Origin of the sequence: Pontibacter saemangeumensis (genome assembly GCF_039541895.1) — a bacterium.
Taxonomy (GTDB): Bacteria; Bacteroidota; Bacteroidia; order Cytophagales; family Hymenobacteraceae; genus Pontibacter; species Pontibacter saemangeumensis.
This window is the reverse complement of record NZ_BAABHC010000016.1, coordinates 537,890-554,031: the sequence shown is the minus strand read 5'-3', so window position 1 is coordinate 554,031 and position 16,142 is coordinate 537,890. Positions and strand designations below refer to the sequence as shown.

Sequence of the window (16,142 nt, the reverse complement as noted above, 5' to 3'; positions counted from 1 at the left end):
CTTAAGCAGACCGGCATTTCTCCGGCAGGCAACTGACTCTGAAGACAAAGCTCACTCCTCCATGATATATAGGATAGTGCGTACAAAAATGCATAAATTTAAGCAAGCAAGTTATACCTGCCATATACAAGCTATACCTTACCTATATAGGTGTAGCAAAGGCGTCTTACAGAACCAGGTTGCGCGTGAGGGATAAAGCAGCACTTAAATCGAATACAGAGGGGCGTCGCATCGTCATCATCGGGAACGGCATAGCGGGGGTTACCTGCGCGCGCCATATCCGCAAGCGGGACAGCGCCGCGCAGATCACCCTTATCTCCGGGGAGTCGGAGCACTTTTTCTCGCGCACGGCACTGATGTATATCTATATGGGCCACCTGACCTACGGGCACACAAAACCGTATGAGACCTGGTTCTGGGAGAAAAACAGGCTGCGACTTATATATGATTGGGTCACGCACATCGACTTTGAGCAAAAGACGCTGCAGCTGCAAAAGCAGCCCCCGCTTATTTATGACACACTGATACTGGCCACCGGCTCCACACCAAACAAGTACGGCTGGCCGGGGCAGGACCTGAAGGGCGTGCAGGGGCTTTACAGCCTGCAGGACCTGGAGGAAATGGAGGTGAACACCCGCAACTGCCAGCGGGCGGTGGTGGTGGGCGGCGGCCTCATCGGGATTGAGCTGGCGGAGATGCTGCGCAGCCGCCATATACCGGTCACGTTCCTGGTGCGGGAGGAGAACTTCTGGGGAAATGTGCTGCCGGTGCAGGAGGCGCAGCTCGTGAACCGCCACGTGCTGGAGCATCACATCGACCTGCGGCTGATACATGAGCTGGAGGAGATTCAGGACGATGGCACCGGTCGGGTGAAAGGCGTGGTGGCCTCCACAGGCGAGCAGATCGATTGCAGCTTCGTGGGGATCTCCGTGGGTGTGAGCCCGAACATTGCGCTGGTGAAAGACACGGCGCTCGAAACGAACCGCGGCATTCTGGTGGATGATTACTTCGCCACCAACCTGCCGGGGGTATATGCCATCGGGGACTGCGCGGAGCTGCGGACGCCTCCGACTGGCCGCCGCAGCATTGAGCAGACATGGTACACGGGCCGCATGCACGGCGAAACTCTTGCCTACAGCCTCACCGAAAAGCGGGTGCCTTACCGCCCGGGCCCCTGGTTCAACTCCGCCAAGTTCCTCGACATCGAGTTTCAGACATATGGCGTGGTGCCCGCCGCGTGGGGAGAGGAACTGCAGTCGCTGTACTGGGAACACCCTGGCGGCAAAATCTGTTTTAGAGCCGTGTTCAACCCGGATACAAAGGCGGTCACCGGGGTGAACGCCTTCGGGATGCGCCTGCGCCACAACTTCTTTGACCGGGCTATCAAAGAAGGCTGGTCAATAGAGAAAGTGCTGCAGCTGATGGAGGAGGCAGATTTCAACCCGGAGTTTTACGACCGGCACCATTCTGCCATCATCGGTGCATACAACGCACAGTTCGGTACTTCCCTGCAACCCCGGAAGAAAAAGGGGCTGTTCTCATTTTTCAGCCGATAGACATGACCTATATACAAAAAACAGGCTTAGTCCTCCTTTTAGCGGCGCTGGCCTTTTTTACATCGCTCGTGTTTCTGGGGCAGTTCAGGCTGACGGAAGCCGTGCTGAAAGAGGCGGTGAAGCCGGAGCATTACCCTGTCCTGCAGGAGGAACTGGCGCCCATGCTGGACAAAACCTACAGCTCCACTTTTGCCTTCGTCGGCGACTTTAACGGGTATTTCGGCGCCTACAACGACCAGCTGAAGATGGAGGGGCAGTACGAGCAGGTGATCTGGGACGATTATGCCTTCTCCGTCACTAAAGCGGCCAGCATCGGGTTTGTGGCCGATAACAAGCTGCTGTTGCTGCTACTGACCGTGTTTGTGGGCGCCCTGGGCGGGCTGCTGTTCGTGCTGCCCCTGTACCGGCACGAGCCGGAGGGCGTGAAGCACAACGGCATTATGTTCTCCTCCCTCAAGTCGCGGGGCTGGATTGGGGTTGTGCTCGGCACCTACCTGATCCTTTTCTATATCATCCTCTACTGGTTCCCGGCCTACCTTTCCAACATGGTGCTGCTGGCCGACCCCATCAGCCTGGCGCTCTCCGGCAACCTGGCCAGTACGTGGTTTATGTACGGGCTCATCTATACCCTGGCGATCCTGGTGATGGGCATCCGGATGTTCCGCAAGCACCGGGGCAACAAATACCAGACGCTGCGCACCGCCTCCGTCATGTTCTTCCAGCTGTCCTTCGCCTTCCTGATTCCGGAGATTCTGGTGCTGCTCAACAAACCCTGGCAGGACCTCAAGAACATATGGCCGCTCGACTATACCTTCTTTTTTGAGTACCGCGTGGAAAATTTCCTGAGCAGCGGCGCGGTGGGCATGTTCATGCTGATGTGGGGCATTATCCTGGTGGTGCTGGGCGTGCCCCTGATGACGTACTTCTACGGCAAGCGGTGGTACTGCAGCTGGGTGTGCGGCTGCGGCGGCCTGGCCGAAACCGCCGGCGACCCTTTCCGCCACCTCTCCGACAAGTCGCTGAAAGCCTGGAACGTGGAGCGGATAATGGTGCACAGCGTGCTGGTGTTCGCCGTGGTGATGACAGGTATGACCCTCGCCAACTACTTCTCCGGTTTCGAGATGCTGGGCGGCGCGACGGGGGTGGTGCAGCAGTGGTACGGCTTCCTGATCAGCGCCGCGTTCGCCGGTGTGATCGGCGTCGGGTTTTACCCGCTGATGGGCAACCGCGTGTGGTGCCGTTACGGCTGCCCGCTGGCGGCCTACATCGGCATCGTGCAGCGGTTCAAGTCCAGGTTCCGGATAACGACAAACGGCGGCCAGTGCATTTCCTGCGGCAACTGCTCCACCTACTGCGAGATGGGCATCGACGTGCGCTGGTACGCGCAGCGCGGCCAGAACATCGTGCGCGCCTCCTGCGTGGGCTGCGGCATCTGCGCCACCGTGTGCCCGCGCGGGGTGCTGAAGCTCGAGAACGGACCGGAGCAGGGCCGCATCACCGATATTCCCATCCTCACCGGCAACGACTCTGCTACCATATGGCAGTAAATTGAGCGTGCACATGTAGACAACATGAAATGAAACCGAAGCTGCAGTTTATATATAACGCGGAGACAGGGCTCTTAAACAAGCTGACGGATTTTGCCCACAAGGCCATTTCTCCGGCCACGTACAACTGTAACCTGTGCGCCCTCACACACGGTACCTTCACCATGAAGCAGGAGTGGGCGGATTATATCAAAGGCCTGCCGCTGGAAGCCGAGTTTATATACCGCGACGAGTGGCAATTCAAGGCGGCGCATGCGGCTTATCCACTGGTGGCCCTGCAGAGAGGGGCGCACGCGGCGGAGGTGGTATTGGGCGCCACCGAACTGAACAGGCTGAAGAACCTGGAAGAACTAAAAGCTGCGCTTCAGGCTGCCTTGCGGAGTCGTGCTGCCCTGTAGGGTTGCTTTCTGAAAAGCAGCATGATTGTGAGTTCCTGCAGCTTCAATGCTATATCCGCAGGCATCGTGCATATATAAAGAGGGCCCTGAGTGGCCTGTTTCCTGAAATTTCAACCATAAAAAGATGACACTATTCGGCTACCTTTTCCTGCTGTTCTCCGTTGCCGCCTGCAGCCAACTGAATGATGAGGCCGCCCGGAGTGAGCGCAGCGTAGATTTTGATGCGTTCGGGGATTATTGGTACCAGGGAAAGGCCGAGCTGAATACCTATGATTTAGAGCAGTACCGCTACGGCGAGAAACGCAGCGGCGAGGCCGTGCTCATCTTCGTCACGGAGGATTTCTCCCGGCAGAAACAGGTGAAGCTGGACAACCCGCAGGAGCACGAGGCGGATGCGCAGAAAGTGCTGAAGCTCAACATGACGAAGAACTTCCTAACGGGCATATACCCATATTCCATGATGCTGTCTGCTTTTACGCCGGTATATGACAAAGTACCTGCCGTGAAGATGGCAGGCAGCGTGCAGGAGTGGTGCGGGCAGACGTACACGCAGCTAAACCAGCAGGCGGGGCAGTACCAGGTGCGGCTGCACTCTTATTTTGAGCAGGAGGGCGACCAGCAGCTAACCCTCGATGCCCGTGCCGAGGACGATATCTGGAACCTCATCCGCCTGAACCCAAAGGAGGTGCCGAACGGTCAGCTCCGGCTGATCCCGGGCCTGCTCGACCTGCGCCTCACCCATATACCCTTTGCGGCCCATACCGCCACGGTGGCCCTCGCGCCCGCAGAGCAGGCAATGGCAGGCTTCGCGGCAAACCAGCTCAGCACCTGCACCGTCACTTACACCGACTACCCGCGGGAACTGCGCATCTTCTTCACCTCTGCTTTCCCCTATGAGATAGCGGGTTGGGAAGAGGTGCGGAAGCTGGAGAACGGGCAGCAGGAGGTGAGCAGGGCCACCCGCAAAGCCATCATGCTGCAGGACTACTGGACAAAAAACGGAAACGCTTTCCAGCCGCTCCGCAGAGAGCTGCGCCTCCAGGATTAACCGGGCTATTTATATAGGGGGACATTGTTAAGTTATATATAAAATTGAAATAAAAATATCGATAGAAGCAGCAACATTCCTCATGGTTCAGAGTAATAAGATTAAAGAGGCCCATCTATCCGTAGATGGGCTTTCATGTATCTGCATATATGGGATAACCATGACTCCCTTGCTACCTCAGAGAAAGCAGGATTAGGAAAGCGTGATATTCCTTACGCCGAAAGAATATTCCAACATGGAGAAGCGACTTGAAGGCAAAACTGCGATCATCATCGGCTCTGACGCGGGCATTGGGCAGTCCACGGCCATTGCGTTGGCGCGGGACGGTGCGAACGTTGCCATCAGTTACCTCTACGATGAGGACGGGGCCCAGCAAACGTTTCACCAGGTGAAGCAGCATGGGCAGCGCGCCCTGGTGATTCAGGCAGACACAAGTGACGAAGAGCAGGTAGAGGCGCTTTTTGACAGCGCGATCAGGGAGTTCGGCCAGTTATATATCCTAGTGCATATCGCCGGCATGGGCGCCGCTGGCACAAAGGTAGCCGAACTCCCGACGGAGCGCTGGCGCGATGCTTTCGCCACCAACGTAGACAGCTGTTTTTTCTGTGCCCGCCGCTTCGTTAACCACCGCCTGGAAAAAGGCGGGAATGGTAAGATCATCCACATCACCCCGGTGCAGCAGCAGGTAACACGCGCCGGCGCTGCCGACTACGAATGCACCAAAGGAGCCATCCTGAACCTTTCGCGCATCCTGGCCCTGGAGGTGGCGGAGTACGGTATCTGCGTCAATAACCTGGTGCCGGGGATGGTGCACCTGCCTTATATACAGGAGGAACAGAGCAGGCTGGAGGCGCGCGCCGCAGAACTGCAGCGAATTCCGCTCAAGCGCGCGGCCCGGCCGGAGGAGATCGCCAAACTGGCCCATTTTCTCGCATCCCCCGATTCGGATTACTGCTCCGGGGCCACCTACACCATGGATGGAGCCTTGAGCCTGGGCCCTGTTGCATAGGCAGCGGCAAGGGTGTTGCGCCCAGTACCCCTCTCAGACGGGCTGCCTCGCCTATATGGCTGTGCCTGAAACCGCTGTTTTTCATTGTTTTCAAGCCTAAGTATCAGTCGCACCTGTTCCTGCTTCCAGGTGGCCTTCAATACATGAGCAGCCGGTGAAGCCTTTTGCACCAGCAGGCGGCACATGCATCCCTGCAGATACTGCCTCCCGTGGCAATAGTTCGGGCAGGTTGCGGTAAGATGGTATTTCAGGGTAATAAACACGTAATCACCCGCCGTTCAGTTGACATGATAGCAGGCAGACCGTATCTTCATATTACAAAAGCAGCTAACCAAAAGGAATTCTTCTTGAAGAGGCCTTAGGTTAAAGCCTATGGTTCTATAGTTTCTTTAGTTTTACAAGGCGAAGGAGCAGCCAAACTTTAATGGGTGCTGAGGGCGGCTCTCCTTACGTCTTGCTAAAGAACCCCCTCACCCATTATAGAGCTATTATTCAGCGCGTCCTTTGCCATTTTTACTCTTCATGATGGCAGGATGCATCCCTCGCGCACTCCTTCACTTAATTTTTCACTATGAAAGCAAAAGGGATGATGAAGGCGGGCTACAGCAGGCAACGCAACACCAGATCATATAAACTTCAAAAACCAGTGGCTGGCGTGGGACCAGGCATTATGGTAAGTCGGCCTTCAAGTGATTCTGGAAGCGTCAGAACCGGTGTAATAGAGTCCAAAAAGCATAGCAGTGGAGGTTACGCCCTAGTGGCAACTGCACTTGATGCAGTAGAGCACATGCAGGAGCTAAACCCTGCGGTCGGGTCTTACCATGATTTCATACATTTCAACTATGGTGCTGTCAGCCAACGGTACCATAAATCAACCAGCAGCCGGGAACTGGAATAATAACGTTTTAATAATAAAGAACTCACGATAGCTTTAGTTTGGTTTACTTGGTTTCACAACATGCCTATGTTCTGAAATGTATAAAAATAGCCTGCAATTTTTTGCAGGCTATTTTTGTTCGGGATGCCCGCACGATACCAGAAATAGAGCAAAGTTTGTGACGGGACTGCTTAAACAAATAGTACACCAACTCAAGCGCTATTCGGGTAAAAAACGCATTTAATTAAGTGTAAGTACTTAAAAAGCCACCCTTGTTTAACTCTTGGTATACATCAACGTAAATTCTGACACCTCCCATGTATAGCGAAACAGATATATGGGTGCAATTACCTCATGCTTGGCATATATAAAAGTTAAAAAATCCATACATTGAAACTGTACAACGATAGATGAAGGAAAGCTTAAGCAGGCCAGTGTCGCAGTCGCTGAAGGAATACGCCCGCGGGATCACAGGGGGCTTGCTCTTCAGCTTTCCGCTGCTCTATACCATGGAAATGTGGTGGGCCGGCTTTATTGCCTCACCTGCGCAGCTGATGTTGCTGGTTGCCGTTACGTACCTGCTGCTGCTAGGCTACAACCGCTTTGCTGGCATGCGGGAGGATGCTTCGTGGCGCAGCGTGTTTGTCGACTCGGTGGAGGAGATGGGCATCGGCATCGCCCTCTCGTTTTGCGTGCTGCTGATTCTGAACCGCATCACCCTGTACGACATGTCGGTGGAGGAGGTGATGAGCAAGGTGGTGATCGAGGCCATGGCGGTTTCGATTGGCGTATCCGTAGGCACCGCGCAGTTGGGCGTGAACAAAGAGGAAGACGAGCAGGGGAGCGACAGTTTAAAGGCGGAGGGAGGCGGGCAGCGCGGAAACCAGGACAGGGGGAAAGTTGCCACGGCGGTGCTTGCCCTGTGCGGCGCCATCCTGGTGGGCGGCAACGTGGCCCCGACCGAAGAGATCCTGATGATTGCCGTAGAGGCCGAACCGGTCCATGTGTTGCTGATGGCCCTGGTGTCGTTGCTGCTGGGGACGGTAGTTGTCTACTTCAGCGATTTTAAGGGCACGTCCCCAAAAATGTCCGGCCATCTGGCCTACACCATCCTCTACGACACCTGTATTTCTTATCTTATCGCGCTTGGGGCTTCGGCTTTCGTGCTGTGGTTTTTCGGGCGCTTCGACAACATGAGCTTCTGGAACGCATTCGCCCAGTGCATTACGCTCGGCGTGATCGCTTCCCTGGGAGCCTCGGCAGGGCGCCTGCTGATTAAATAACGACCTGATGGAAGTCAAACACAAAAAGGAGAAGAAAGAGATCAAGGACCAGAAGAATCTGCTGGAATGGGCGGTGTTTTGGCTGAGTTTGCTGCTGGTGCTCTCGATTCTCGCTTACCTGGGATACCAGACGTACCACCACAAGCCCACTTCCCCCGAGCTTTCGGTGCAGTTTTGGCCAGAGCCGACGGAAATGCAGCCATACCGCTACCACGTAGAGGTGGAAAACACCGGTGGCGAGACAGCTGAGTCGGTGCAGGTGGAAGTGGTGCTGCAGCAGGACGGCAAAGAGGTGGAGAAAGCAGAGCTGCACCTGAACTTTGTACCGCAGGAGTCGAAGCGGGAGGGCTGGGTGAACTTCTCCCAAAAACCCGCCACCAAAAGTGCTGTGTCGGCCAGGGTAGCCAGTTATCAGAAACCCTAAGCAAAGAGCACAGGTTATTTCATCATACAAGGCTATCAGGCCGTCTTCAATGCCAGAAGGCTACCTTTCAACTGATGGAGCAGGATGGCAGCTATATGTTCAGGGATATTTCCTGTGACATTCTTCGGCTTTTCCTCCATAAATCTTGCCTCTTCGTGCTAATCCTCTGCTAATGGCACCCTAGGACTCGCATCGCTTTCAAATCCCTCCCATTAGCTTTCCTGGAACAAGGAACTTCAGATGTGGTACCTTGTTGTATTGATTTAAACCGTGCTGCATAATAAAGGGAAGGTGGCTTTACCAAATATAGGAGGTATATTCCTGCAGGAACGCGGGCGAGTAAACATGCAACTCTTCTTCGAAATGATGTAACAGGAAACAGCGGTGCGTGTAGTAAGTTTGTATAATACGTACTTGCGCCATGGCGGCTGGAAATCTCCCTAACAAGGGCCCTTTGAACCAGGATACCTGTTTAGAAGCCAGATGATTACATGTAAAATAAGAGCTTTTAACGGCTGTCTGCGTAAAAATAAGATAAAGCTTAAAATTTAGAATGAAGCACGATAGCGAAGACACAGCAACAGAATTTATACCCTTGGAAATGACCTCGCCGAGGACAGCGGCTGCGCCCGGCCCACAGGACGATGCATGTTGCGGGGGCGGGGCATGCAGTGCTGCCGCCGGGCAGCAGGCGGTAGAGGAGGCGAAGGCTTCCTATATACCCACCATCCTGAGCCTGGTGCTGTTACTGACAGGTATTGCCCTCGATTACACGGATGCAGCCTGGTTCACGGGCCTGGCCCGGTTCGCGGTTTTCGCGCTGGCCTTTGTGCTGGTGGGCTGGCGCGTGGTGTGGCATGCCATCACCAGCATGCGCAGCAGCTTCTTTAACGAGTTTCTGCTGATGACCGTGGCCACACTGGGTGCGTTCTATTTAGGGGAGTATGCAGAGGGCGTGGCAGTCATGCTTTTCTACGTGGTAGGGGAGCATTTTCAGGAGGCAGCGGTGGTGCGGTCACGGAAATCCATCAAGGCGCTGATAGACAACCGCCCGGATATGGTGAACCTGCAGACCGCCAGCGGCACCACCAGCGTTCCCGCGCGGAATGTACGGGTAGGGGAGCGCATTCTGGTGCGGCCGGGTGAGAAAGTGGCCCTGGACGGGGACCTGCAGTCGGAAGCTGCCTCCTTCAACACGGCGGCCCTTACGGGTGAGGCAAAGCCTGACACCAAGCACAAAGGCGACCGTGTGCTGGCGGGCATGCTGAATTTGAACACGGCAGCCATTCTGCAGGTTACGGCCGCATACGAAGACAGTGCCCTGTCCAAGATCCTGCAGCTGATGGAGCAGGCGGGTAGCCGCAAGGCAAAAACTCAGCAGTTCATCACGCGCTTTGCCAAAGTGTATACGCCCATTGTTTTCTTCCTGGCATTGGCTATCACGGTGCTGCCGTACTTCTTCGTCAGCAGCTATGTTTTTGGCGACTGGTTTTACCGCGCGCTCGTGTTCCTGGTGGTTTCCTGCCCCTGTGCCCTGGTCGTTTCTATTCCGCTTGGTTATTTCGGGGGTATCGGGGCCGCCTCCCGCAACGGTATCCTGTTTAAAGGGGCCAATTTCCTCGATATGATCACGCAGGTGGACACGGTGGTGATGGACAAAACCGGCACGCTGACGGAAGGCGTGTTCAAGGTGCAGGAGGTAAAGACGGTATGGCCTGATGCCCAGGAGTTCCTGGACTATGTGGCGGCTGTCGAGTCGGTATCTACGCACCCGGTGGCACAAGCCGTAACAGACTATGCCCGAAAGGCTCATTTGCAGGCTCTGCAGGTACAGGAGATCCCGGGCCATGGCGTGAAGGGCATGGTGGCAGGGCGCGAGGTGCTGGCTGGTAACGGTAAGTTGCTGCGCCGCCACGGCGTGACATATGACAGTGCCATAGATGAAAACCCCGAGACCACGGTGCTGGTGGCCATCGACGGCAGCTACGCCGGCCACATCATCATTGCCGATAAACTGAAGCCCGATGCAGTTGCCGCCGTTAAAGCGATGCGACGCCAGGGGGTGAAGCACCTGGTCATGCTGTCGGGCGACAAGGAGGCCATCGTGCAGAAAGTGGCGAAGGAACTGCAACTGGATGCGGCCTACGGCGGGCTACTGCCGCAGGACAAGGTGGCTAAAGTAGAGGAGCTGAAAGCGCAGCAGAAGAAAGTCGCTTTTGTGGGAGACGGCATCAACGACGCACCCGTGATCACCCTGTCGGATGTGGGCATCGCGATGGGCGGCCTGGGTTCTGACGCCGCCATTGAAACGGCCGATGTCGTGATACAAACTGACCAGCCTTCCAAAATAGCGACGGCGATTTCCATTGGCCGCAAGACAAAGCAGGTGGTGTGGCAGAACATCGGGATGGCTTTTGCCGTGAAAGCCGCGGTGCTGCTCTTAGGTGCCGGCGGACTGGCCACCATGTGGGAAGCCGTGTTCGCCGATGTGGGGGTAGCGCTGCTGGCAATCCTGAATGCCGTCCGCATCCAGCGGATAAAGTTCTGATGTGGGGGAAATAACTATATAACCTGTGCCACTTGCCTGGAAAGTCTGTAGCTGCTGCTGCAGACTTTTATATTTTCACCAAAAAATATATTATCTATAGTATAGTTTTTATAAGTTTCAGTACCTTCTGCCTATATTCCTGTTTAAACAGCGGATCTCCTAACTAACTCAGTTTGAGCAAAGCGTCCTATTGGAGAAGCGGATTCGGAAGAATCTTGAGGGGATAGGATTAGGGTGAGTGCTTAGTTGTTGGTGCTAACACCAACAACGGCCGAAAGTATTTATACTATATTCAGATCATATTTATGACACGCGAAGAAGAAATCACTAAAGTATACGGAGGGAAACCACATGTTGTAATACTTGGGGCAGGTGCAAGCATAGCTTCTACAAGAAGAAACCCAGAAGCTACAGGCAAAGAGTTGCCATCAATGTATAATATCACTGATGTAGTTGGCCTTCGTGATATTGTTGACGCTCTTCCTGATGGTGTATATCATGATAACTTCGAAATTCTTTACAGCAAGCTTTATGATCTGAATCCTTTATCATCTGAAATAATAGAAATTAACAAAAGGATTTATGATTATTTCAGCGGAATGAAGTTACCAGTAGAGCCAACAATATATGATTATTTAGTTCTCTCTTTAAGGGCAAAAGATACTATAGCTACTTTTAATTGGGACCCTTTTCTACACCAAGCATGGAGCCGTAATCAACCATTTTTTACTGAAGGAAGATCATTAAGAGAATGTGATAATCTTTATCAGTTCCCTCCAAAAATCTTATTCTTACATGGATGTGTTAGTATAGGGTATGATGCAACTCATGATGCCAGCGGGCCAAGCAAGTATAACGCATATACAGCAAATGGTGATTTATGCTACTTCGAGCCGATAAAATTACTATATCCTGTAACACATAAAGATTACAATGTTGATCCATACATAAAGTCCCAATGGATCAGACTACAACGGGATTTAAAGGAAGCTAAAAGAGTTACAGTGTTTGGCTACAGTGCTCCCCAAACTGATGTCGAAGCCATTGATCTACTTAAGGAAGCTTGGGGTGAAGTTGATGCTAGAGCTTACGAACAGTTCGAGTTGATTGATATTCGTAAGGAAGATGATGTAAAGGAATCTTGGAACGAATTTATACATTCTCATCACTACGATTATCATAAAAGTTTCTTTGACTGTAGTTTAGCAAACCACCTAGACGAACTTTTGAAAGTTATCATCATTGGTGTTTTCCTCTAACTCCTAGCGAGGCATTTCAAGATGGGAATCCAGTTCCTGATAATTTTTCAACATTAGATGAAATGTGGGAATGGTTTAAGCCACTTCATGAGGCAGAAAAAGCTGCTGAAATCTAATAAGAATATTACTTCCCGCCGTTGTTGGTGTTATCACCAACAACTAACCTACGATAACACCGAATTTTTGAGCAGCAGCACATGGCATTCTTCACCACCCTACTGGATTGGAAGCGCCTGCTGAAGCCTGACATATATATAACGAACTACTTCTTCTTTAACCAGTGAAACGCATAGAGCAGCTCACGCCCTATCTGGCGCGCCCGCTCTGTGTATTTTTCTGCTTCCTGGGGTGTGCCGTCAAAAGCCTTCGGGTCTTCATAAGGGAGGGCGAGGCGGAGTTCTGTCCCGGGTACAAAAGGGCAGTTCCGGTCGGCATCGGAGCAGGTCATAATGGCGGCGAAGGCTGTGGCCGGGTTCGCGGCGTCGGTTACTGCTTTAGACCATACCTGCACTGCCGGCTGCTCCGGCGCATGACTGGCCTGATAGATTGGGTTATCCCCGTCACCGCTCCTCTCAATGCGAAACCCGACAAGCTGCATCGCTTTCACGGCCTTGGGGTTGAAAGCCGTCGCCTCGGTGCCACCCGAAAAACAGGTAACATCCGCTATGCCATACCGCGTGGCGGCGGCGAGTGCCCACAACTGCGCCATATGGCTCCTGCGGGAATTATGGGTGCAGATGAAGTTTAGACGCACCGGCTGGCCCTGCGCCTGTTTCTGCTGTATATAGGCGGTTAGCTGTTGCAGGCGCTGCTTTCTTTCCGGCGGAACCAGGCCGAACTCCTGCTCCAGGGCCTGTACAGTGTCACTGAGTGGGGTATAGAGTTCCATAATTTATATAGGTGGGTTGAAGATCAAGAAAAAGGTTTTGCTTCGTTGAGGTAGTATTTTCTTCTGAACCAGAACGCCACGTTTACGAGTGCTCCATCAGGATGGATAGTGATTGACTCGAATGGAAGAACGAGACGCGATACACCGATGATTGTGCGGCGGGTCCCTGCTTTTTACACTTAATACCCAGCCGCCTAAACTTCTTTCCTATATGGCCTCTTCCTTTAAATTAAAGGGAAGCGGTATTTTAACCATGGATGGAAGTAAATAGGAGCTGCAATAAATACTCCCACCGCACTTCTGAGCGCGGTGGGAGAGGAATGCTTAGCAGCAGTTGGAGCCGGGGGCGCAGCAGGCTGAGGCGGCGGGCTTGTCGCCATATACCGTGATGCTGAAAATGCCGGTGCTGCTCGCGCGGAAGGAGCGGATTTCCTCCTCGCTGAGGTAGTCTTTCAGGATCTCGTCCGGTACCTGAATCGCTTTCTCCTTCTGCACCGTCACGTTCTCAAACCCGGCTTCCCGAATGATCTGCAGGTACTCCTCCTTCTGAATGGCCCCCGAAACGCAGCCGGCATACAGTTCGCTCGCTTCTACCAGTTCAGCGGGCAGGTTACCCACCAGCACCACATCCGAAATGCTGAAATGCCCCCCCGGCTTCAGGACGCGGAAGGTTTCGGCGAAGGCCTTGCGCTTGTCCGGCACCAGGTTGAGCACGCAGTTGCTGATCACCACATCGGCGCGGTTGGCGGCCACAGGCAGATCCTCGATCTCCCCCTGCCGGAACTCCACATTATGGAAACCCAGCTTTTCGGCGTTGTCACGGGCCTTGGCGATCATGGCCTCCGTCATGTCCACGCCCAGTACCTTGCCGGTATCGCCTACGATGGCGCGTGCCACAAAGCAATCGTTGCCAGCGCCGGAGCCCAGGTCTACCACCACATCGCCAGGCTTGATTTGGGCAAACTCGGTGGGCACGCCGCAGCCCAGCCCAAGGTCTGCATCGGGGTTATACCCCTCCAACTGGGTGTAATTATCCGCGAAAATGGCGTAGTCCACGGTGCAGCAGCCGGTGGCGCCGCAGCAGGAGGTTTCATTTTGCTCCTTGCTTTGCAGGGCAATTTCGCCGTATTTCTCCTTAACGAGTTTCTTCAGTTCTTCTGCGTTGTTCATGGTCTTATTGCTTTTAAGTTGAATAAATTTATATATAGTATTTTTATATATGGCTCTTCAGCCTGAATTTAGATAAGCAGGATGGCAGGTGATATTTTTATAGTCCCTTCTTTTTAATCGGTTTATTACGATCATTTAGCCCAAATTTTTTTAGCAGCAGTTCGTGTCGCAAGGTTTGTAGTCTGAGAAAAGCACGTGCAGCATCTGCTGGGCCTGTTTCCAGGCGCGTGCGTCAATGCAGTAGCACACTTTCTTGCCGTCAATGTCACCCTGTATCAGCCCGGCTTCCTTCAACTCTTTCAGGTGCTGCGACACCGTCGACTGCGACAGCGGCAGCTCCTCCACAATGTCGCCGCAGATGCAGGCCCGGCGCTCCAGCAGAATGCGCAGAATCGCCACGCGGGCCGGGTGCGCCAGCGCTTTGGCGTATTTCGCCAGATGGATGTCGGTATCCGTGAATGCGGCTGTCTTGCTTGCTCCCATATATTTTTTATTTATGATCGTAAAGTTACGATAATAACTGAATAAACTAAAAAAAGTTTCGTATGCATTGGTTTAAAAAAAGCAAACATATCTTCCTGACCGGTAGTTACACTCCTGAGCAGGGGAGAGTCAGCTGAACAGGGCGGCAAAAAGCTTCACAACCAGCGTTTGAACCACTTTTGGGCGGCTCCGTAAGTTAAAGTGAATCAATCCTAAAAAACATATGAAAACATTGACTTATATATATACCAAAACCAGGGCAGGTGCTGCCGTACTGCTGCTGCCTTTTATGATGGGCTGCTCAGTTTTCGGAGGCGGAGGTTATTCTGATGACCCGGCCGTGCGGGCGCAGCAGCAGGAAATTGAGTCGCTGGAAAGGGACGTGCAGGAGGCGGAGCGCTACGCGGAAGAAGCGGAGCAGCGTGAAAAGGCCGCGAAGAACAGGCTGAAGGCCGCCAAGCATGAACTGAAGGCGCTGGAAGAGCAGGCAAAGCGCAGAGGCTACTAACAGCTCCTGGTTGTTTGTTGCCACAGATCAGGAAGCATATCAACAGGAAGTGACACATTTATATATAAAAAGGAGAGCAGCCAGCTCTCCTTTTTTTGTGTCCTGATGCTATAGGTTCACTTACGATTTGATCTCGCTGGGCAGGAAACCAAAATGCTTTTTGAAGGCGGCCGTAAAGTGCGCGGCGTTTTTATACCCCACTTCATAGGCAATGTCGCCGATGCGCTGCTGCGATTGCCGGAGCAGTTGTTTTGCTTTTTGCATCCGAAGCCACACCACATAGCCGTGCACCGTGTGGTTGCAGCACGCCTTGAATCCCTGCTTCAGTTTGTGCTCGTTCAGGTAAACAAGCCGCGCCAGCTCCTGTATGTTCGGCGGGTTCACGAAATTCTTCTCCAGGATAGCTTTAGCTTCGGCAATGCGCTCCTGGTCATCGCCGCGCAGCAGGCTGTGGCGCGGCTGCAGTTGGTCGTGCCACTGCTCCAGTTGCAACACCAGCAGCTCCGCCACTTTCGCTTCTATATATAACCGCTTGAGGGCCGGGTTCCGCTGGCAGTTCCGGATATCATGGATCACCCACTTCATCTCGGCGGTAATTTCCATCGGCTCGCTGTTCAGGTAGGTGTGCTGGCCCTGCAGCACCCGGGCGGCGAACTCTTTGTGCAGGAAACTCTGCTGGTGCATAAGCCGGAAGTAAAACTCCAGCGATAGAATCACCAGGAAGTAGTGGTGCCGCCGGTGGGGAGGCATTCTATAAAGGGCCTGAAAGTGCGGGGTGTAGCATATATACTGCGTGTTGGGTGAAAATGCTTTCCGGGGCCCAAAGCCTGTTACATCTGCGGAGGCGTCCCCATCAAGGTAAAAACCGAGCATAATGCTCTCGCCGGTTACCTCATACCGGTCCTGCACCGGGCGGGTGAAGGCCATTTCCGTGTCGATGAGGAGCAAGCCGCACGCGCAGGCCTGGTAGCTGCGCAGGAAAGAGATGGCCGGGTCCTGCAGCACCACTTCTTTCTCCTGCAAGGGCTGGCTGATGTCGTATCCCGGTGAAATCTCTTCACAGCAGATCCACTCCTGTACAACATCTACTTTGGAAGTCACCTTCATAAAATTCCTTTTTCGATAATCTTTCTTCTTTTTTCG

14 protein-coding genes are annotated in these 16,142 nt (G+C 53.5%); 10 read left to right on the top strand and 4 right to left on the bottom strand.

What is annotated here, in order from left to right:
• Positions 1-185: 185 nt before the first annotated feature.
• The 9 genes from ABD920_RS16355 to ABD920_RS16315 all read left to right on the top strand — a co-directional run bounded on the left by ABD920_RS16355 (position 186) and on the right by ABD920_RS16315 (position 11,949).
• The gene (locus tag ABD920_RS16355) at positions 186-1,556 is read left to right on the top strand and encodes an NAD(P)/FAD-dependent oxidoreductase (protein WP_345160558.1); all 1,371 of its coding nucleotides are present in this window, start codon (positions 186-188) and stop codon (positions 1,554-1,556) included.
• Between the two features lie 2 nt (positions 1,557-1,558).
• Positions 1,559-3,103 (top strand): 4Fe-4S binding protein, encoded by a 1,545-nt coding sequence (locus ABD920_RS16350; protein ID WP_345160557.1) that lies wholly within the window; start codon positions 1,559-1,561, stop codon positions 3,101-3,103.
• A gap of 29 nt (positions 3,104-3,132) precedes the next feature.
• On the top strand, positions 3,133-3,501 hold the full coding sequence (locus ABD920_RS16345; protein ID WP_345160556.1) for a hypothetical protein: 369 nt from the start codon (positions 3,133-3,135) through the stop codon (positions 3,499-3,501).
• Positions 3,502-3,625: 124 nt separating this feature from the next.
• Positions 3,626-4,549, top strand: a complete 924-nt coding sequence (locus tag ABD920_RS16340; protein ID WP_345160555.1) for a hypothetical protein — start codon at positions 3,626-3,628, stop codon at positions 4,547-4,549.
• A 235-nt stretch (positions 4,550-4,784) separates the two neighbouring features.
• On the top strand, positions 4,785-5,558 hold the full coding sequence (locus ABD920_RS16335) for an SDR family NAD(P)-dependent oxidoreductase (protein ID WP_345160554.1): 774 nt from the start codon (positions 4,785-4,787) through the stop codon (positions 5,556-5,558).
• Between the two features lie 1,287 nt (positions 5,559-6,845).
• Complete coding sequence (locus ABD920_RS16330; protein WP_345160552.1) at positions 6,846-7,718, top strand: TIGR02587 family membrane protein; 873 nt, start codon at positions 6,846-6,848, stop codon at positions 7,716-7,718.
• Between the two features lie 7 nt (positions 7,719-7,725).
• A complete protein-coding gene (locus tag ABD920_RS16325) occupies positions 7,726-8,142 on the top strand; it encodes a hypothetical protein (protein ID WP_345160551.1) in 417 nt (138 codons plus the stop codon).
• 553 nt (positions 8,143-8,695) lie between these two features.
• Entirely contained in the window at positions 8,696-10,690 is a 1,995-nt protein-coding gene (locus tag ABD920_RS16320; protein WP_345160550.1) for a heavy metal translocating P-type ATPase, read from the top strand.
• A gap of 305 nt (positions 10,691-10,995) precedes the next feature.
• The gene (locus ABD920_RS16315; protein ID WP_345160549.1) at positions 10,996-11,949 is read left to right on the top strand and encodes a hypothetical protein; all 954 of its coding nucleotides are present in this window, start codon (positions 10,996-10,998) and stop codon (positions 11,947-11,949) included.
• A gap of 262 nt (positions 11,950-12,211) precedes the next feature.
• Here the strand turns inward: ABD920_RS16315 and ABD920_RS16310 are convergent, their stop codons facing one another.
• The 3 genes from ABD920_RS16310 to ABD920_RS16300 form a co-directional block, all read right to left on the bottom strand.
• Positions 12,212-12,838 (bottom strand): low molecular weight phosphatase family protein, encoded by a 627-nt coding sequence (locus ABD920_RS16310; protein WP_345160547.1) that lies wholly within the window; start codon positions 12,836-12,838, stop codon positions 12,212-12,214.
• Positions 12,839-13,162: 324 nt separating this feature from the next.
• Positions 13,163-14,008, bottom strand: coding sequence for an arsenite methyltransferase (locus ABD920_RS16305; RefSeq protein ID WP_345160545.1), 846 nt, complete (start codon positions 14,006-14,008; stop codon positions 13,163-13,165).
• A gap of 150 nt (positions 14,009-14,158) precedes the next feature.
• Entirely contained in the window at positions 14,159-14,491 is a 333-nt protein-coding gene (locus ABD920_RS16300) for an ArsR/SmtB family transcription factor (protein ID WP_345160543.1), read from the bottom strand.
• Positions 14,492-14,714: 223 nt separating this feature from the next.
• On the opposite strand from ABD920_RS16300, the gene ABD920_RS16295 reads away from it, so the two are divergent.
• Positions 14,715-14,999, top strand: coding sequence for a hypothetical protein (locus tag ABD920_RS16295; RefSeq protein WP_345160541.1), 285 nt, complete (start codon positions 14,715-14,717; stop codon positions 14,997-14,999).
• 120 nt (positions 15,000-15,119) lie between these two features.
• Here ABD920_RS16295 and ABD920_RS16290 read toward each other — a convergent pair whose 3' ends face one another.
• The gene (locus ABD920_RS16290; protein ID WP_345160539.1) at positions 15,120-16,106 is read right to left on the bottom strand and encodes a helix-turn-helix domain-containing protein; all 987 of its coding nucleotides are present in this window, start codon (positions 16,104-16,106) and stop codon (positions 15,120-15,122) included.
• Between the last annotated feature and the right edge of the window lie 36 nt (positions 16,107-16,142).